The sequence below is a fragment of the Lysinibacillus sp. PWR01 genome, from assembly GCF_043359455.1.
GTDB classification, from domain to species: Bacteria; Bacillota; Bacilli; order Bacillales_A; family Planococcaceae; genus Lysinibacillus; species Lysinibacillus fusiformis_F.
Genome location: NZ_JBHERJ010000032.1, coordinates 1 through 18,789, shown reverse-complemented (window position 1 = coordinate 18,789; position 18,789 = coordinate 1). Strand labels below are relative to the sequence as shown.

Sequence of the window (18,789 nt, the reverse complement as noted above, 5' to 3'; positions counted from 1 at the left end):
AAGACCCGATTTCCGTAAATAGGAAATTGGGTTTTACTTGTTTGAAAAGAATGTTTTAAATAAGCGAGATGGGGAACAGTAATTAGGAGTCACAATAACAAGGAGTGTTTTATTGATATGGCTAAAATTGCTACAGTTATAACAGATATGTTTGAGGACATTGAGTTTACAAGCCCTAAAAAGGCTTTAGAAGCAGCTGGACATCAGCTAGTAACAATTGATACGGAAGCGGGCAAGGAAGTTAAGGGCAAGCATGGAGAGTCAGTGAAAATTGATAAAGGCATTGATGAAGTACAAGCTACTGATTACGATGCGCTATTTATTCCTGGTGGTTTTTCTCCTGATCTATTACGTGCGGATGATCGTGTAGTAGCATTTGCAAAGTCCTTTATGGATGAAATGAAGCCTACCTTTGCCATTTGTCATGGACCACAACTTCTTATTACAGCAAAGACATTAAATGGCCGTGATGCCACAGGCTATAAATCCATTCAAGTAGATTTAGAAAATGCAGGGGCAATCTTCCATGATGAAGAAGTATTTGTCTGTCAAAAGCAACTTGTAACAAGTAGAACGCCAGACGATCTTCCAGCATTTAATAGAGAAATCGTTAAATTATTAGACAGTAAATAAAGGATAGGCACAAGCATCGTAATTGCTTGTGTCTTTTTTGTATGATCTATTGAATAACATTATATAGCTGTACAAAGCTAATCAAAGTACATGAGTATAACTTTGTCTACATATTTGTCACGAAAAAGCATTGGGACTAGGTGTTTTTTATAACGAAAATTTGACGGATAGCATATGATTGAGTATGATGGAGAAGTTGAAGATGAGGTCCGACCTTATCCTTTAACGAGCGCCTAAGGAGGGAAGAAAGCGCAAAATCGGAAAACAATTATAGCGCCTGAGCTGAAGAAATCGGACGAAAAGATCTTCAGCAGACGAGGTGGAGGTTTATCGAAAATTCGGCGGATGCCTCCCAATCGACATACCCGATTGTCATTTTTCATTTTGAAAGCATTTGAGTGATTGAATGTACAGAAAATGGAGAAGGTATAGTAAAAGCAATAGATAAATAGAAGAAGCTTCACATATCGAAAATCTCTATTCAGTTGGCTGAGTGGAGTGAGTAGCTTGCATGTATAGGAGTGCTTTATTTTTTTATAAAAATATAGCATCGCTTGTCCATTCAAAAAAATTCGATAGGATGAGGCCTAGTTTGTCATTGCGTTAAATTGACAATATCGGAGGACGAGAATTATGTGTGGAATTGTAGGATATATTGGTGAATCAGATGCAAAGGAAATTTTATTAAAAGGTTTAGAAAAGCTTGAATACCGTGGTTATGACTCAGCGGGTATTGCAGTGCGTAATGAGGAAGGCGTAACGGTTTTCAAAGAAAAAGGGCGTATTGCAGATTTACGTGAGGCAGTAGACGAAGACATTGCAGCGAAAATTGGTATCGGTCATACACGTTGGGCAACACATGGTGTGCCAAACCGTTTAAATGCTCACCCACATCAAAGTGCATCAGGACGCTTTACACTTGTGCATAATGGGGTTATTGAAAACTATCATTTATTGCAAAAAACCTATTTAAAAGGCATTCCAATGAAATCTGATACAGATACAGAGGTTATTGTGCAATTAGTAGAGTTATTTGTGAAAGATGGTCTAAGCACAGCAGACGCTTTCCGTAAAACGCTGTCACTATTACATGGCTCTTATGCACTGGCACTATTAGATGCAGAAGCGGCAGATACAATCTTTGTAGCAAAAAACAAATCACCACTTCTAGTAGGGATTGGAGAAGGTTTCAATGTTGTTGCGTCAGATGCAATGGCGATGCTACAGGTAACAGACCAATACGTAGAGCTTCACGATAAAGAAGTTGTTATCGTACACAAAGCAAGTGTGGAAATTACAAAATTAGATGGTACTGTAGTAGAGCGTGCGCCTTATACGGCGGAGCTTGATATGAGTGATATTGAAAAAGGGACATATCCTCACTATATGTTAAAAGAAATGGATGAACAGCCTACAGTTATTCGTAAAATCATTCAGGCATATGAAGGGGACAATGGCGATTTAACAATCGATGCGGAGATTTTAGAAGCATTACGAGCAGCAGATCGTTTATATATTATTGCGGCGGGCACAAGCTATCATGCCGGTCTCATCGGTAAACAATATTTCGAAAAAATGGCGGGTATCCCAGTAGAAGTTCATATTTCTAGTGAATTCGGCTACAACATACCATTACTTTCAGAAAGACCATTATTTATCTTCATTACACAATCGGGTGAAACAGCAGATAGTCGTCAAGTACTTGTAAAAATTAAAGAGCTTGGCTATCCAACATTAACGATTACAAATGTACCTGGCTCTACGCTATCACGTGAAGCAGATCATACATTGTTATTACACGCAGGTCCAGAGATTGCAGTAGCTTCTACAAAAGCCTATGTTGCACAAGTAGCAGTACTTGCATTAGCAGCCTATGTAACGGCAAAGGCAAATGGCAAAGGCTTAGAATTTGATTTAAAACAAGAGCTTGCGATTGCCGCTAATGGCATCCAAACAATTATCGATTCAAAAGATGTGTTAGAAGACATTGCGGAAGATTACTTAAAAATCGCACGCAATGCATTCTTCATTGGCCGTAATATGGACTTCTATGTTAGCCTTGAAGGTGCCTTAAAACTGAAAGAAATCTCTTACATCCAAGCAGAGGGCTTTGCTGGTGGAGAACTGAAGCACGGAACAATTGCCTTAATCGAAGAAGGTACACCAGTGTTTGCGCTTGTTACACAAGCATCAGTAGGGTTAAATATCCGTGGTAATGTCAAAGAAGTAGCAGCTCGTGGTGCCTATCCATGTATTATCGCGATGGCTGGCATTGATGAAGATGGTGATCGTTTAGTCATTCCACATGTTCACGAATTACTAACACCACTTGTCTCAGTAGTACCTTTACAATTAATTAGCTACTATGCTGCACTACATCGCCGCTGTGACGTGGATAAACCACGTAACCTAGCTAAATCGGTGACTGTTGAGTAAGAAAAGAATATGAAGAATTACGTGATGTTGAGTTACAATAAAGATGTATACTAGACAAAAAAGTTGTATACTTTACAATAAAGTTTTATACTGGACAAAAAAGTTGTATACTGAATACTTAAACAGTATCTATGAGTGTTTATAGCTAATCTCGTTACAACTAATAACCATATTATCGTATGTAAATAAAATGGTGTAACATTAAAAACAAACCCTGATACAGTGTGTTTCTGTATCAGGGTTTGTATTTTTTTAAGATTTTTTATTTTGGGTCGAAAAATATATACATATTTTTTAAATTTTATTATGCATAATAATAGAAACTAAAAATTAACATATTTATTACCGACGGATTTGGTTGAACTGCATCATAATTGGGCGTGTGTGGGATAGCATCTCTTTTCCTTTTCTTGAACTAACGGCGCAGGATATTTGAGTAAGGATGTATCAACTAATATATAAATTTGTATAGGTGGTTTACGATTTAAAAATGAGTTGTTGCAACAGTTAACTGGTTCAGTAGGGGAGGGGATCAATTTAATATCATTATAAATACAAAACCATCCTATTAAATAGGATGGTTAGGGACTTTTAGCAAGCTGCGATAGCTTGACTCGCCGTCTTGGCTACACGTTATTTTATGTACTAATAATATCATATATGCATGTTGTTATCAACTAAATATTTTTAATCCAATCATCAACATTTGAATTTCCCATACGATCGAGTAAGGAAATAGCAATATCTTGGCTGTTATTTTTTGTCTCTTGATACCAGTATTCTAATAAAAATAATTTAATTTCTGATAAATCAACGCACATTTTAAGTATTTTTAATACATCATATAATTTAATGATATATTGCGGTTTTTCAGGATTTAAATGTAAATCAGTAATAAGTCGAGTATCAATTTTTAGACCACTTGGGGTCCTAAAACGATTTATTAATTCAAAATGCGCACAAGCATTTCTTAAAACCTTAATAATTTCCAAAGAATTTAGGAATTTTTGTTTATCATGAGGTTTAAGATTAAAATCTCTTAACACCGAATCAAAAGTACGTTTTTTTAATCCATATAGTAATACAATTAAATCATTTAACATTAAAGTCTTAATAACAACCCAAAATGGTGGATTGTTGTATTCATTGATATAAGGAAACTTAGTTTTACACTCATCAATATAATTTAGGCCATATATTCTCTCTTCTCCAATAATTCTTATCGGGAGAAATACTGCAACACCAGCTGAGGTTGAAGATTTAAGTGTTGTGAGAAGTGCTGGTTGTCTTGAATTAAAAAATACGCAGGTACCAGTAACTGTTCTAATTGATGTTGAACCGAAACGGCCTGTAAAAACTCCTTTCAATGTTGTTTTGACCTTTTCATAGGTTACAACCCCGTCAAAGTTCCCTCTAAACTGTCCTTCATAATAATAATTGTCTCTAAATAATTTATGCGATTTGTTAGGTTTGCCTGCTGTATAGAAGTAATCAATATATTCTTTTGGAACATCAGTTCTATTAGGGATTTTATAACAGGTAATATCAATATATTTATTATTATCTGTTAAAGTTGAGCAGTGATTTTTACAAAAATGATATGCAATAGAAGTCTTTAATTTTGTTTCAAACTCTGAAATTTTTCTAAAAATCAAACTAGATAATTGTGAATCAAAATCATATAGTCTTACAAAATCTTCAAACGATTTATTTGTGTATGTTTTCGGCGGATTTTTAGGATCATCAAGTAGAAGAGTTTCAAAGCCATTAACAAGATTAAAATAATTTTTATCTAATAGGTGATTTTTAGTTGTTTGTAAATTATATATTTTTAAATTGCGATTTTTTAATAATCGAATTTGATTTTCGATGGTATTAAACTCTTTATCGGTTGGCAAATATATCCCCTCTTTCATTGTTTCTTTTCGGTAAGTGAACTTTTAGTTAGACTTATTTTTATTTTAGATGAAAATGGAACTATTGGCACTTATTATTTTACTTATGTAATTTTGCTCAGAACAAGTTAATTTAAATTTCTAATATTATTTAGTCCGATAAACTTTTGTTTCAAGTTTAAGAAATGGATTAAGAATTCATTAAATTTACCTTGTCTTATCTTTTATAAGAGCTACAAACTTTTTTGCAAGAGTACAGTATTAACAATTCTTAAGATGGAAATAAATATAAATAAAATGAAAGGAATAGTTATGGAATTTTATAAAGAAAAAGAAATTTATTGTTATAAATGTCGTAAAATCACTTTAATTTCATGTAAAGATTTGCACAACAAAATTGGGGTAGACAGTCACTGTAGTGAATGTTCTGGTATTTGGCTTGAGTGGCAAAATCGTGCGGTAGAAAGAGAAATGGAGAAGTGGATTGAATATAATCAAGGGCTGTTAAAAAACATAATGTGAATCGAAGAAAATATAGTATTTTTGTTACTAATATTAGCAAACGTCCATTCTTAGACATGGTTATCAGAAAGGACGTTTTTTTATGTGGAAACGATTGTAAAATACATATTTATATAAAATGGAATAAATTAATCTATATGTAAGTCGAAAAGTTATAATGATCTTAGAATTAATATTTACTAAATCATAATTATGTCGACGAGGTGGTGCTTTTCATGTCTAAAAGAAAATACAATTGGTCTGAGAAAAAAAGAAATGACTATATTAAAGAAGGAAGAGGTCAAGGGGAACTATCAAATTATATACCTTGGATTAAAATACAAGATATATCATCACAAGGTAATGCTTCTCGATTAATGGGTTGGACCGCGAAGAGACAGCATGAATTGCTGTCTAACTTGGAAAGAGACTTTTTTATCTTATTAGATTGGGAAAATTCCGTGGTAGACATAAGGGAACAGTTTCCTTTAAACGTAGAAACAACTACTCGTATCGCTGAAGAAAAAGGTATTAAGCACTCTACAGATAATAGTTCAGGTATACCGATAGATATGACAACGGATTTCTTTATAACAGTAGTAAAAAACTCTGAAAGAATATATATCGCTAGAACTGTAAAACCAAGTGAACAACTTGAAGATAAACGGGTAATTGAAAAGTTTGAAATTGAACGAGAGTATTGGGAGAGACAAGGAATAAGTTGGGGGATCATAACTGAAAAGGAAATTCCTAAAAAGTTGGCAAACAATATTCTATGGGTACATAAATCTTACTATTTAGCAGAAGAAGATATAAGCTACTCTACGTTATTATTGCAATTATTGATTTTTAAAAAAGGTAATGAAGAGAGTTTATTAGCAGTTTGTAAAAAATTTGATGAAGATTATAACTTAGAAACAGGCTCCTCTTTAAGTTATATAAAACATTTTATAGCTCGAAAATATATCTCCATTGATATGAGTAAAAAGATTAATCCCAGCAATCTAACTTTAGATCAAATTATTATAAATGTATCTAAGGAGGATAACATTGATTACGATATCAGTTAATGAATTAATAAAAGACTTGGCGAGTAATAAAGTATATCGTTTACTTTGGATTGATGAAAGTAACATTATTACATATGTAATTGATATAGAAGATTCTAATGCCTTACCATTCCTTTTAAAAGTTAAAGATATACATCAAGGGTTTTTAGAAAATTTGTATTCCAAATTAGAATCAGATCACACAGATATACTAATTAACCATTTAAATTTACCTGAGGGAATGAAACAAAAGAGGGATACGGCGTGGGCAATTATTAAAAATCTAGTGAATGATGAACCTTCAATTTATAAGAAAAAAGAACGTGGCCAGCTAATAAATGAACTTGTAAATAATAAGGTATGTACAAAAATGACTGCTTATAAATATTTGAGAAAGTACTGGCAGAGAGGAAAAACTATGAATAGTCTACTTCCAGATTACAGTAACTCTGGAGGTAAAGGAAGAGATAAAAAAAGTGGTACATTGAAAAGAGGAAAACCTAGAACCACCAATAGTGTAGGGATGAATGTAACTGATGAAACAAGAGAAATATTTCGTAAATCAATTAAAAGATATTATTTCTCTAGCAAGAGAAACTCATTGTCATTCGCATATAAAATGATGATAAAGGAGTTCTATGCAGATGAAGTTCGTTACGAGAACGGAATAAAATATATAGTAATACAGGATGAAAATAAAATTCCTTCATTAAGACAATTTAGGTATTGGTACAATAAAGAATTTGGTATTAAACAAACAATAGTAAGTCGAGAAGGTGAGAAAAAATTTGAACGAGATCATCGAGCAATATTAGGATCTTCAACTTATGAAGTAATGGGGCCAGGTTCTCGATATCAAATAGACGCAACTACTGGTAATGTGTATCTAAAATCTAGTTATAATTCTGATTATATTGTAGGTAGACCAATTATCTATTTTGTGGTGGACGTATTTACACATATGATCACAGGAATGTATATCGGACTTGAAGGTCCTTCTTGGGCAGGAATGATGATGGCAATAGCAAATGCTGCATCAGATAAAAAGGAATATTGCAGTAGATATGGAATAGAAGTTTCAAATGAAATGTGGCCATCGGCGCATCTTCCTGAAATAATTCTAGGGGATAGGGGTGAGTTAGAGGGATATAACGTGAATAGTTTAATTGAAGGGCTAAATTTGTTAGTAGAGAATAATCCAGCATTTCGACCAGACTGGAAGGGGATTGTGGAAAAATTGTTTGATACTTCACAAAGTAAAATAAAGCCATTCTTACCGGGTTACATACAGAGTGATTTTGGGGAACGTGGGGCTAGTGATTATCGTTTAGAAGCCAAGCTAACTATAGATCAATATACAAAAATTCTTATAAATTTTGTTTTATTTTATAACAAAAACTACTATATGGAGGATTATATGAGGGATGAGAAGATGATAGAGGAAAATGTAAAACCGACTCCTCTTGAACTCTGGAAATGGGGAATTAAAAATAGAGCAGGTAAGCTGAGGAAAGAACATCCTGATACTATAAAATTTTACTTATTGCCAAGAGATACAGCTACAGTAACCTCAAAGGGAATAAAATTTAAAAGAATGTTATATAGCTGTGAAACAGCTATAAAGGAATCATGGTTTATTCAAGCTAGAACAAAGAAAAGTTGGAAAGTTGATATTTCATACGATCCTCGAAATATGGACATTGTATATCTTCACGTTAAAGATAAGTCACTTTTTGAAAGGTGCTTCCTTTTAGAACATCAAGAGAGATACAAAAATAAAGTACTTGAAGAAATTGAACAATTACTAATGATTGAACAAAACACATATAAAAATGAAAATCATAGTTTGTTACAAGAAGAAATTAATTTTTATACTAAAATTGAAGGAATCGTGGACGAGGCAATTAAGACATCAAATCAAGGTAAAAACAATAAAATCACTAAAACGGAAAAAATAAAAAATATAAGAGAAAATCGGGAAGTTGAAAAAAATTTACGAAGAGAGCATGAAGCATTTCAAATAGGTGTAACTGAGATTAATAATGATGAAAATATTATTTCTTTTGCATCTTCTGAGCAGAAAGATGAAAAAACTGAAACATCTACGATAATGGAATTATTTAAAAAACAAAGAAGGAAGAAGAAGGAATGAAAAATGGGAAGACAATTGAATTAGAGAATGGTATTGAAGTTCTATTGGCTGAGTATCGTGAACAAGAAACAATTGATTATAAAGGGAATCCCCTTATTGAAGCGTTACCTCCGATACTTTCTAAAGAAGAAGCGTTTGATCAACTTAGCTTTTTACCCATGTTTCATAATAGTGAAAGAAATTTATCGAGTCATCATCGTTACCATGCTTTACTTAGATTATCAAGATTTTATCAACCTATAAATCAAACATTAAATCTAGAACAGCGTTTTTCAGGTTTCATTAGGTATGGATACGTAAATCGAAATCCATTACATAAAAAACATGTTCAAGCGTTACTTGATTTACACAACAAGCTTGTTAATAAAGAGGAATTTGGATTACCGCCAGATATACGTTCTTCTGCTTCAAGTTTCACCTTAATGGGGTATCCAGGAATAGGTAAAACATCTGCGATAGAAAGGGTTCTATCTCTTTATCCACAAGTAATATTACATCAAAATCCAATTAACTTGATTCAAATTGTATGGTTAAAATTGAACTGTCCACATGATGGATCATTAAAAACCCTTTGTATGGACTTTTTTAAAAAAGTGGATTCGTTGATAGGTACTAATTATTTTGAAAAGTATGGTAAGCCATCAAATTCAGTTAGTTCAATGGTAACTCGTATGGGACAAGTTGCTCGTTTACACTCAATAGGCGCTCTAATCATTGATGAAATTCAGCACTTGTTATCAGCATCAGGTACTGCATCAGAGATGATGATGAATTTTTTCGTAACGCTAGTGAATGAAATCGGAGTACCCGTAATGTTTATTGGAACCATGAAAGCCAAAGCGTTGTTACAAAAGGATTTCAGACAAGCACGTAGAAGCAGTGGGCAAGGCGACATGGTATGGCAGCAAATGAAACAAGATGATGATTGGGAAGTATTAATCACAAGTATGTGGGATTATCAGTGGACGAATGAATATACGGAACTGACCGAAGAATTACTAAATACGGTTTACGAAGAGAGCCAAGGGATTGTGGATGTTGCTGTTAAATTATATTTACTCGCACAGGCGAGGGCAATCGATTCTGGTATTGAAAAAATAACCCCTCAACTTATACGGAAGGTAGCGAAAGAAGATTTGAGACTTCTTCAACCTATGTTGGAGGCTCTTAAATCAGGAAATCCAAGTGACATTGCAAAATACGAAGATATTGTTCCAATAGATATTGAAGAATATATTCTCAATAGAATGCCGGTAATAGACCTTAAAGCCAAGGTTCAAGCTAAAAAAGAAAAGATGGCACAAGATCGTACAAATAAAGAGCTTCCAATACTAGAAAAATTAATCCTATCCTTAATTAATTTAGATGTTCCGGAAAAGATTGCTGAAAGTGCTGCTAAATATGCAATGAAAAATTCACCTGAGTCCACAATTCCACAACTAATGACTCTATCACTTCAATACATTGAGGAAAAGAAAGAAAAGAAGAGTGAAACGAAAGGGAATATTTCAGCAAATAAGCTTAAATCAATAATTGATAAAGGGAAGAAGAATAAACGCTCTGCTTATGAGGCATTATGTGAAGAAGGATATATTAAAAATCCTTTAGATGACTTAATAGTATAAGGGTGTGTAAATAAAATAGATGTTAGCCTTTTTTCCTTCAATGTTTAAAGATGAGCTATTATATAGTGTTTTGGCTAGATACCATAAACGTTCAGGAAATTTAAGTAATAAAGATTCAACTTTAGATTTGTTTGGGAAAAAGAAAGCTTATATTATTCCTGATTTAACTACTGATTTAGAGATAATATTTGAAAAAGTAAATCCTTTTTTAAGTTTAAGTATTGATGAATGGATAAATTATCATACATTGTATAACTACTATACGAACTTTACTTCAAAAGAAATAAAACAGAGTGTAAGGGATACAATGTTAAAAGGCTGTGGCAATAATTCCTTGCACTATTCAACTGGTCAAGTGGCTTGGACAGTGAAAGAGCCTATGTATTATCGGTATTGCCCTAACTGCTATGAAGAAGATATTCAAATGAATGGAGAAACATATTGGCGGACATATCACCAATTACCAAGTGTATTTATTTGCTCAAAGCATTCTGTCTTACTTGAAAATAGCTCACTCTTAATAAGGCCCGGTAATTCATCTTATTTTTATCCTAACATTGAAAATAGTTTAAATAGTGAAGAAAATAGTGATTATTCAAAAGTAAACTTTGGTATGCTACGTCATTTTGCTGTAGAAAGTAGCAAATTAAATAATAAGGATTATAAATTTGATCAGTTAAATTTATTAGAGATTTATCATTACCTCTTACATCGCGAAGGGTATGTAAAAACAAACGGCACAATTGACCAAAGACGGTTAAAAGAAGACTTTATTAAGAAGTTTAAAACTGAACTTTTATCATTGATGCAATCAATTCCGAGTGGAGTAGATGGAAACTGTTGGTTAAGAGCAATAACAAGGAAACATCGGAAGTCTTTTCATCCTGTACGGCATTTACTGCTAATTTATTTTTTAGGTGAATCAGTAGATACAATTAAACAGTATGCAAATAAATATTACACCCCATTTGGTGAAGGACCACATTTATGTTTAAATCCTGCAGCCAAACACTATCTTCAGCCTGTTATTACTGACTTGAAAGTTTCACGTTGTAATGATAGTAAAAGGCCTGTAGGAACCTTCTATTGTGTATGTGGCTTTGTCTATTCTCGTAAGGGTCCAGATAAAACAGAAGACGATAAAACAAAAATTGGACGCATTAAAATGTTTGGTGAGACTTGGTTGAACAAACTCCACCAATTGGTAGAAATAGAACAGGTGAGTTACAAAGCTTGCTCAAAAATATTAAAAGTTGATACGAAAACAATTATTAAGTATTCTAGGAAAAAAATTAGTAAGCCCATTACTAAGAAAAATATTAAAAGTGATTTAAAGCAAATGTGGCTCGATTTAATCGAACAATACCCTACATTCTCAAGAACAGAACTTAGAAAAAGAGACCCTTCGCTTTATATGCGAATTTATAGGAAAGATAAGGAATGGTTAAAAAACCACCCTCCGTCTGTTAAGACTAATATTGATACTAACAATAGGGTTGATTGGGCGAAGCGAGATCTTCAAATACTTGCCAAAGTAAAAGTAGCAGTTGAAGAATTAAATAGCAGAGAAAAGCCTGTAAAAATAACGACAAGCAGTATTGGTAAAGCGATTAATCAGTTAACTCTCCTAGAGAAGAAAGCAGATAAGTTGCCACGAACGAAGGCTTACATTGATAGTGTTAAAGAAAGTGTAACGGACTTTCAGAAGAGACGAATAAATTGGTCAGTGAAACACCTAAGGGACGAGGAGCTTGAATTTTGGAAAATAGTGAGAAAAGCTGGTATTAGAGAAAGCTTTTATCATGATTTGGCTGAAGAAATAATGACTCATTTGAATCACCCGACATGAATAGTAGTCTATCCTAAACCACTTATTCAAGTGGTTTATATTTTTCATGAATTTACTTGCAAAATGCAAATAAATGAAGTATAACTAATTCATGTAAGGATTAACTGTATATAGATAACTACACATTAGGTAATGACGATTTTAATAAGGTTTATATAGTTATTCATTAATCAAAATGTTAAGGCCGGATAAACAGAATTATTGTTTTCATTGTTATTTTATACTTGCAAAATGCAAATAATTTAAGGGAGAATAAAAATGAAAGAAATACTAGATACAATTGTAATTGGCGGAGGGCAGGCAGGGCTAGCATCAGGTTATCATTTACAGAAAAAAGGTCTACGTTTTTTAATATTGGAGGCAAGTCATCAAATTGGGGGATCTTGGCCAAGTTATTATGACAGTCTTAAATTGTTTTCTCCAGCAAGTGTTTCCTCTTTACCTGGTATGAAGTTTCCCGGTAGTCAGAATCATTATCCTAAAAGGGATGAAGTTATTCGATACTTGCAGGAGTATAAAAAAAAGTTCCAATTACCTGTTTTAATTAATCAGAGAGTAGATTTGATTGAGAAAAATAAAATAGGTTTTATTGTTCGAACTGACACAGGCGAAATATTTCAAGCTAGAACAATCATAAACGCTACAGGCTCATTTAATAATCCTTATCTTCCTAAAATACAAGGTGGAGAAGTTTTTCAAGGAAAAACACTTCACTCTTCAGAGTATCGAAATACAAAGCCATTTCACAACCAAAGGGTAATCGTAGTTGGAGGAGGAAATTCGGCTGTGCAGATTGCTATTGAATTATCCGAGGTTAGCAAAACTACTCTTTCAGTACGACAACCAATAAAATTTGTAAAACAACGTTTACTTGGATTGGATATACACTACTGGTTGAAAATAATTGGTTTTGATACCTTTCCTTTCTGGCGTTTTGGTAAAACTGCACCCAGAACAAATGCCGTGAATGACACAGGTAGATACAAAGATCGAATTAGTAAGGGAAATCCAAAACAGGATTTGATGTTTACGTCTTTCTATGAAGATGGAGTTATCTGGCCTAATGGAGAAAAGGAGCCAGTAGATACCATTATCTATGCCACGGGATTCAGACCACATCTTCCTTATATGAAATTACTAGGTGCAGTAGATGTGGAGGGAATGCCATTACAAAAGGCAGGTATTAGCAGTATCCCTGGATTGTATTTTGTGGGACTAGAAGGACAACGATCATTTGCATCTGCAACTTTAAGAGGGGTGGGAGAAGATGCCGAGTATGTTGTGAAAAAGTTACTTCACCACTTGAAAAGTAGAAACATTTGAAGTAGGGAAAACATCTTCAAATAAAAGTTAAATATATTTTAGTTGCATTTTGCAAATAAATAATATATATGTCTTTATAGGAGATGATTAAATGGAAAATAAACGTGAACTTTTTCAAGTTTTAACTCAAAAGTTTGCTTTACTAAATAAAACATGTTGTACTGTAGGCTCGATTGATATCACACCAATACAGAGCCATATCCTATATGAGATAGACAAACAAAATAATCCTGCTATGCAACAAATAGCAGAGGCAATAGGAATGGATATTACTACATTTAGTAGACAGGTTCAAACTCTTATTAAGATGAATCTTGTCAAAAAAACTCCTCTAACTTCAGATAAAAGAGTGTACATTTTGTCATTAACGGTGGAGGGTGTATTTCTCGCTGCTACAATTGATCAAATGATAAACAATTATTTAAATGAAGTTTTTTCGCATTTGAATGATTTCGAAAAAGAAACTGTTTTACGTTCAATTGAACTCTTAAACAAAGCCATGGCTAAATCAAGCTTTTGTTGTACACCTTCTCCATAACTCGTTACTAAAGAAAAATTAATGGAGATAAATTAGTCTTTATCACTATCTTTTAAAGCGTACGTTTAGGTAACTGAACGTACGCTTTTTACAAAGTATAAAAAATTTTTTCAAAATGGGTAAATATCTGTTGCAATTCAAAACATTAAATCATAATATAAGAATATAGTTATATAATGATTATGTCACCTTCTTACCAGGTGATTTTATTTAAACCAATATATAAGAAAACAGTTATATAAGGAGTGCAGATAAATGGAAAACACACTAATTGAAAAACAACTAAAAGCAGCAGCTGATTTGAATCGCATTAAATTACTTGCATGTATGAAAAAAGGGGAGGTTTGTGTATGTGACTTTGTGGATGTGCTAGGAATATCACAACCAGCCGTTAGTCAACATCTACGAAAATTAAAGGAGGCAGGCATTATTACGGAACGAAAAGTAGGGACTTGGAAACATTACCGTTTAGTAGAAGATCAAACGCCACTGATGAAGGGCATTTTAGAACAAATTCAGCCTTTAAAGGGGTGCAATTGTGAAACCGATTGCTGCCATGTAGGGGGAAATATAAATGAGTAATGAATCTTTAACAAAACAGCTTTCTTTTTTAGATCGTTACCTTACCCTTTGGATATTCGTTGCGATGGGAATAGGTGTTGTATTAAGTATCACCATGCCTAATGTTGGTGAAGCGTTAGAGTCCATGTCTATTGGCACAACGTCCATACCGATTGCTATAGGGTTAATTGTCATGATGTATCCACCATTAGCGAAAGTAAAGTATGAAGAAATGTGGCGCGTGTTTAAGGATTGGAAAGTGCTATTACTATCACTTTTACAAAACTGGTTACTAGGCCCGTTCCTTATGTTCTTTTTAGCGATTATCTTCTTACATGATTACCCAGAATATATGGCTGGACTCATTATGATTGGCTTAGCTCGATGTATTGCCATGGTTATTGTGTGGAATGATTTAGCGCGTGGAGATCGCGAATATGTAGCTGGTTTAGTTGCATTTAACTCGATTTTCCAAATTCTAACATACTCTATCTTTGCTTACTTTTTCTTAAATGTATTACCTGGTTGGTTTGGTTTAGAGAATTTCAATGTATCCATTTCTATGTGGGAGATTACAAAGAGCGTTCTAATTTACTTAGGGATACCATTTGCTGCAGGGTTCCTCACACGATGGATTGGGATTAAAGCAAAAGGAAAACAGTGGTATGAAGAAAAGTTCTTACCGAAAATTTCACCACTTACTTTAATTGCACTGCTGTTCACGATTGTGATGATGTTTGCTTTAAAGGGTGAGCAATTAGTAGAACTGCCACTTGATGTAGTGCGAATTGCTATTCCATTATTTATTTACTTTGTGATCATGTTTGCAGTGTCGTTCTTCTCTTCCCGTAAAGTTGGGGCATCTTATCCTGTCACAGCAGCTCTTTCTTTTACAGCTGCAAGCAACAACTTCGAGTTAGCAATTGCTGTTGCAGTGGGTGTGTTTGGCCTGCATAGTGGCGTGGCATTTGCCGCTGTTATTGGACCACTAGTGGAAGTGCCAGTCCTCATTGGACTTGTATGGGTTGCCTTACGTTGGCAGAAAAAATACTTTAAAACCATTAAATTATAAGGAGCAATTACTATGACAAATACACTTTATTTCTTATGTACAGGAAACTCATGTCGAAGTCAGATGGCTGAAGGATGGGCAAAGAAATTACTACCTACCAATTGGACAGTTAAAAGTGCTGGTATTGAAGCACATGGCGTAAATCCGAATGCTATTAAAGCGATGGCGGAGGTAGGGGTTGATATTTCAAATCATACATCCGATTTAATTGATGTGGAGACATTAAACAACGCCACGTTAGTTGTCACGTTATGTGGGGATGCAGCTGATAAATGCCCAATGACACCTCCTCACGTTCGTCGTGAACATTGGGGATTTGAAGATCCAGCAAAAGCGACAGGTACGGATGAAGAGAAGTGGGCTGTATTCCAAAATGTTCGTGATGCAATTGGTAAACGCATTGAACAATTTGTAGCTGAGGAGCTGAAATAAATTGAAAAAAATTCATATCTATGAGCCAGCAATGTGCTGTTCTACAGGCTTATGTGGACCCTCTATAGACCCAGAATTATTGCGTATGTCATTTATTATGAATAATTTAAAGAAAACAAACATAGAAGCTGAAAGATTTAATCTTACAAACGAGCCAAATGCTTTTGTAGAAAACGAAGCAATCAATCAACTATTAATGTCAGAAGGAATGGATGCCATGCCTGCTACGTTTGTGGATGGAGAATTACTTTGCAAAGGGATCTATCCAACAAATGAACAATTTTCACAGTGGTCAGGACTTTCAGAAGACGAATTACTACAAAAGCCAAAAGTACGCTTGTCACTAAAAGGAGATGCGTAAGATGGAACGCTTTACAAGAAGTCATTTCCCAGACACCCCATTCCTGTTTTTCACGGGGAAAGGGGGCGTTGGGAAAACATCGGTTGCTTGTAGCCTATCAATAGCCATTGCAAAGGAAGGGAAAAAGGTACTTTTAATTAGTACCGACCCCGCATCCAACTTACAAGATATTTTTGGCCAAACGCTTTCTAATAGTCCAACAAAAATTGAAGGCATAGACAATTTATTTGCGATAAATTTGGACCCTGAACAAGCGGCACAACATTACAAAGATCAAATGGTTGGCCCGTACCGTGGAAAACTACCTGAAGTGGTATTACAAAATATGGAGGAACAACTTTCTGGTGCTTGCACAGTAGAAATAGCTGCCTTTAATGAATTTGCATCACTATTGACTGATACTTCAGTGATTGGAAATTTTGACACTGTCGTGTTTGATACAGCACCTACAGGGCATACGTTACGATTATTACAATTGCCTTCTGCATGGTCTACGTTTCTAGATGATAACACGACTGGCACTTCATGTTTAGGTCCTTTAAAAGGGCTAGAACCACAACGTGAAGTCTATAAAGAGGCAGTTGAACGTTTAAAGAATGCTAATCAAACAACGTTAATGCTAGTTACACGCCCAGAAGAAAATCCTTTAAAGGAAGCAGCACGTGCTTCTCGCGAATTGTTTGAAATAGGTATTCAAAATCAGACCCTACTAATTAATGGATATATGAGCAATGCCAATTCTACTGATGATATCGAAGAGGCTTTCATTGCACGTCAAGCTGATGCAATAGCAAGAATTCCTGAAGAACTAAATCAATTTGAGCATTTCTACTTACCTTTTGTACCGTACTCATTATCAAGTATTGAGCGTATGCAAGCATGGATGACTGACCAAGAAGTTATACATGAAGATGAATCAAATGAAGAAACTAAGATTCCTGAGATAGAAGAAATGATTGCAGATTATTTAGAGCGTAAGCCGAAACTCATTTTTACGATGGGTAAAGGTGGGGTTGGAAAAACAACGGTGGCTTCTTATATTGCATTACGATTAGCGGAAGAGGGTACTCATGTACATTTAACTACAACAGATCCTGCCGCACATCTCAATTGGACATTCGGTGATGATAACGTTAAAAATTTAACGATCAGTCGTATTGATCCAAAAGCAGAAGTGGCAAACTATGAAGCAGAAGTGCTTGCAAAGGCAAGTGAAACGATGAATGAGGAAGGTTTAGCATTTGTGAAAGAAGATTTGGCTTCTCCTTGTACAGAGGAAATAGCTGTATTCCGAGCATTTGCTAACGTTGTAGAAAATCATCAAGATGAAGTCATTATTATTGATACCGCACCAACAGGGCATACGTTGCTTTTACTAGACGCAACAGAAGCTTATCATCGGGAAATAAGCCGTTCACAAGGGGATATTCCTCCAGCTGTTTCTAACTTGTTACCAAGGTTGCGTGATGCCTCTTATACGAGTGTTGCCATTGTAACTCTTCCTGAAGCAACACCTGTTTATGAAGCTTCGCGCTTACAAGAAGATTTACACCGTGCTGGATTATCTGTTGATTGGTGGGTTGTTAATCAGACATTTTCATCTATCTATACAACAAGTCCAACATTAATTCAAAAACAACAAGCTGAAACGAAATGGCTAAAGGAAGTTAGATCTATCAGCAAAAATCAATTTGTGGCCATTCCATGGGTAAAAACACCACCGGTTGGAACACAAGGCTTACATGAATTAAAAGGAGAGAAAACCAAATGAAAATGAGTCCAGAAGGTAAAAATTATTTAGAACAGGTATTAGCTGATTCAGAGGTTAAAACGCTTCGTTTCTTTGGTATTGCAGGCTGCTGTGGAGTTAATTTAGGTGTAGGCTTAGAAGCACCAGCAGAAGAAGATGCAATTCAAACAATTGAAGGTATCGAAGTCGCAATTCATCCTGATATTGCACCGCAATTAACAGATGTTACGATCCATGCAGAAGAAGAGAATGGTGAACTAGGTTTAGTATTAGTTGGATACTCACCGACATCTTGCTAACGAGTGATCCTAAATATACTGTCTGTCGTAGCAATTATTCAATCCATTGAATGGAGGATACAATAATGACAGTAAACCATGCTAGCGTATTAACTAAAGATTATTTTATAGCGTATTTAAAGTTAATTATGAATAGTAGGGAATACACATTGATACAGGCTAAAGAGTTTGCTTTTGATTTCTTCTTTAAAGGGGATATGGATCGTTACGGCACTTCTACATGGTTGCAATTTGAAAAAGCTATAAAAGAAATTGATAAAATCATGTGTGAAATTGAAGTGTGTTAATAACTATCACAAAAGCTTAAATAGAT

Annotated in this window: 17 protein-coding genes; 16 read left to right on the top strand and 1 reads right to left on the bottom strand. The window is 34.4% G+C overall.

The genetic code is table 11. From position 1 onward, the window contains the following. Positions 1 to 117: 117 nt before the first annotated feature. Entirely contained in the window at positions 118 to 633 is a 516-nt protein-coding gene (locus ACEVFT_RS04330; protein ID WP_393948296.1) for a type 1 glutamine amidotransferase domain-containing protein, read from the top strand. A gap of 633 nt (positions 634 to 1,266) precedes the next feature. After that, complete coding sequence (gene glmS / locus ACEVFT_RS04325; RefSeq protein ID WP_393948295.1) at positions 1,267 to 3,069, top strand: glutamine--fructose-6-phosphate transaminase (isomerizing); 1,803 nt, start codon at positions 1,267 to 1,269, stop codon at positions 3,067 to 3,069. 677 nt (positions 3,070 to 3,746) lie between these two features. Here the strand turns inward: glmS and ACEVFT_RS04320 are convergent. Beyond that, the gene (locus ACEVFT_RS04320; protein WP_393948294.1) at positions 3,747 to 4,967 is read right to left on the bottom strand and encodes an Abi family protein; all 1,221 of its coding nucleotides are present in this window, start codon (positions 4,965 to 4,967) and stop codon (positions 3,747 to 3,749) included. A 309-nt stretch (positions 4,968 to 5,276) separates the two neighbouring features. Here ACEVFT_RS04320 and ACEVFT_RS04315 point away from each other — a divergent pair, with 309 nt between their 5' ends. The 14 genes from ACEVFT_RS04315 (at position 5,277) to ACEVFT_RS04250 (ending at position 18,763) form a co-directional block, all read left to right on the top strand. Then, positions 5,277 to 5,486: a hypothetical protein gene (locus tag ACEVFT_RS04315; RefSeq protein ID WP_393948292.1), complete on the top strand. Its 210-nt coding sequence runs from the start codon at positions 5,277 to 5,279 to the stop codon at positions 5,484 to 5,486. 215 nt (positions 5,487 to 5,701) lie between these two features. Then, a complete protein-coding gene (locus ACEVFT_RS04310) occupies positions 5,702 to 6,535 on the top strand; it encodes a TnsA endonuclease N-terminal domain-containing protein (protein WP_393948290.1) in 834 nt (277 codons plus the stop codon). Further along, positions 6,516 to 8,666: a Mu transposase C-terminal domain-containing protein gene (locus tag ACEVFT_RS04305; protein WP_393948288.1), complete on the top strand. Its 2,151-nt coding sequence runs from the start codon at positions 6,516 to 6,518 to the stop codon at positions 8,664 to 8,666. Before ACEVFT_RS04310 ends, ACEVFT_RS04305 begins: the two co-directional genes overlap by 20 nt. Next, a complete protein-coding gene (locus ACEVFT_RS04300; protein ID WP_393948285.1) occupies positions 8,663 to 10,291 on the top strand; it encodes an ATP-binding protein in 1,629 nt (542 codons plus the stop codon). The genes ACEVFT_RS04305 and ACEVFT_RS04300 overlap by 4 nt, the downstream gene beginning before the upstream one ends. Before the next feature lie 40 nt (positions 10,292 to 10,331). Continuing rightward, complete coding sequence (locus ACEVFT_RS04295) at positions 10,332 to 12,140, top strand: TnsD family Tn7-like transposition protein (protein ID WP_393948283.1); 1,809 nt, start codon at positions 10,332 to 10,334, stop codon at positions 12,138 to 12,140. A 258-nt stretch (positions 12,141 to 12,398) separates the two neighbouring features. Then, positions 12,399 to 13,463, top strand: a complete 1,065-nt coding sequence (locus tag ACEVFT_RS04290; protein ID WP_393948281.1) for a flavin-containing monooxygenase — start codon at positions 12,399 to 12,401, stop codon at positions 13,461 to 13,463. A gap of 91 nt (positions 13,464 to 13,554) precedes the next feature. After that, positions 13,555 to 14,001 carry a MarR family winged helix-turn-helix transcriptional regulator gene (locus ACEVFT_RS04285; protein WP_393948279.1) on the top strand — a complete coding sequence of 149 codons (447 nt, stop codon included), beginning with the start codon at positions 13,555 to 13,557 and terminating at the stop codon, positions 13,999 to 14,001. A 255-nt stretch (positions 14,002 to 14,256) separates the two neighbouring features. After that, on the top strand, positions 14,257 to 14,583 hold the full coding sequence (locus ACEVFT_RS04280; protein ID WP_393948278.1) for an ArsR/SmtB family transcription factor: 327 nt from the start codon (positions 14,257 to 14,259) through the stop codon (positions 14,581 to 14,583). Continuing rightward, positions 14,576 to 15,634, top strand: coding sequence for an ACR3 family arsenite efflux transporter (gene arsB, locus ACEVFT_RS04275; protein ID WP_393948277.1), 1,059 nt, complete (start codon positions 14,576 to 14,578; stop codon positions 15,632 to 15,634). Before ACEVFT_RS04280 ends, arsB begins: the two co-directional genes overlap by 8 nt. A gap of 12 nt (positions 15,635 to 15,646) precedes the next feature. Next, the gene (gene arsC / locus ACEVFT_RS04270) at positions 15,647 to 16,066 is read left to right on the top strand and encodes an arsenate reductase (thioredoxin) (RefSeq protein WP_393948275.1); all 420 of its coding nucleotides are present in this window, start codon (positions 15,647 to 15,649) and stop codon (positions 16,064 to 16,066) included. Between the two features lies 1 nt (position 16,067). After that, positions 16,068 to 16,427, top strand: coding sequence for an arsenite efflux transporter metallochaperone ArsD (gene arsD / locus ACEVFT_RS04265; RefSeq protein ID WP_393948274.1), 360 nt, complete (start codon positions 16,068 to 16,070; stop codon positions 16,425 to 16,427). Between the two features lies 1 nt (position 16,428). After that, on the top strand, positions 16,429 to 18,198 hold the full coding sequence (gene arsA, locus ACEVFT_RS04260) for an arsenical pump-driving ATPase (protein WP_393948272.1): 1,770 nt from the start codon (positions 16,429 to 16,431) through the stop codon (positions 18,196 to 18,198). Further along, the gene (locus tag ACEVFT_RS04255; RefSeq protein WP_036124835.1) at positions 18,195 to 18,476 is read left to right on the top strand and encodes a Fe-S cluster assembly protein HesB; all 282 of its coding nucleotides are present in this window, start codon (positions 18,195 to 18,197) and stop codon (positions 18,474 to 18,476) included. The genes arsA and ACEVFT_RS04255 overlap by 4 nt, the downstream gene beginning before the upstream one ends. 65 nt (positions 18,477 to 18,541) lie before the next feature. Then, entirely contained in the window at positions 18,542 to 18,763 is a 222-nt protein-coding gene (locus ACEVFT_RS04250; protein WP_393948271.1) for a hypothetical protein, read from the top strand. The last annotated feature ends 26 nt before the right edge of the window (positions 18,764 to 18,789 follow it).

Excerpts from the sequence above, each read along its gene's own strand:
- arsA (WP_393948272.1), top strand. The coding sequence starts at position 16,429 with ATGGAACGCTTTACAAGAAGTCATTTCCCAGACACCCCATTCCTGTTT.
- arsC (WP_393948275.1), top strand. The coding sequence starts at position 15,647 with ATGACAAATACACTTTATTTCTTATGTACAGGAAACTCATGTCGAAGT.
- ACEVFT_RS04250 (WP_393948271.1), top strand. The coding sequence starts at position 18,542 with ATGACAGTAAACCATGCTAGCGTATTAACTAAAGATTATTTTATAGCG.
- ACEVFT_RS04295 (WP_393948283.1), top strand. The coding sequence starts at position 10,332 with ATGTTTAAAGATGAGCTATTATATAGTGTTTTGGCTAGATACCATAAA.
- glmS (WP_393948295.1), top strand. The coding sequence starts at position 1,267 with ATGTGTGGAATTGTAGGATATATTGGTGAATCAGATGCAAAGGAAATT.
- ACEVFT_RS04280 (WP_393948278.1), top strand. The coding sequence starts at position 14,257 with ATGGAAAACACACTAATTGAAAAACAACTAAAAGCAGCAGCTGATTTG.
- ACEVFT_RS04310 (WP_393948290.1), top strand. The coding sequence starts at position 5,702 with ATGTCTAAAAGAAAATACAATTGGTCTGAGAAAAAAAGAAATGACTAT.
- ACEVFT_RS04290 (WP_393948281.1), top strand. The coding sequence starts at position 12,399 with ATGAAAGAAATACTAGATACAATTGTAATTGGCGGAGGGCAGGCAGGG.
- ACEVFT_RS04300 (WP_393948285.1), top strand. The coding sequence starts at position 8,663 with ATGAAAAATGGGAAGACAATTGAATTAGAGAATGGTATTGAAGTTCTA.
- ACEVFT_RS04255 (WP_036124835.1), top strand. The coding sequence starts at position 18,195 with ATGAAAATGAGTCCAGAAGGTAAAAATTATTTAGAACAGGTATTAGCT.
- ACEVFT_RS04315 (WP_393948292.1), top strand. The coding sequence starts at position 5,277 with ATGGAATTTTATAAAGAAAAAGAAATTTATTGTTATAAATGTCGTAAA.
- ACEVFT_RS04330 (WP_393948296.1), top strand. The coding sequence starts at position 118 with ATGGCTAAAATTGCTACAGTTATAACAGATATGTTTGAGGACATTGAG.
- arsB (WP_393948277.1), top strand. The coding sequence starts at position 14,576 with ATGAGTAATGAATCTTTAACAAAACAGCTTTCTTTTTTAGATCGTTAC.
- ACEVFT_RS04285 (WP_393948279.1), top strand. The coding sequence starts at position 13,555 with ATGGAAAATAAACGTGAACTTTTTCAAGTTTTAACTCAAAAGTTTGCT.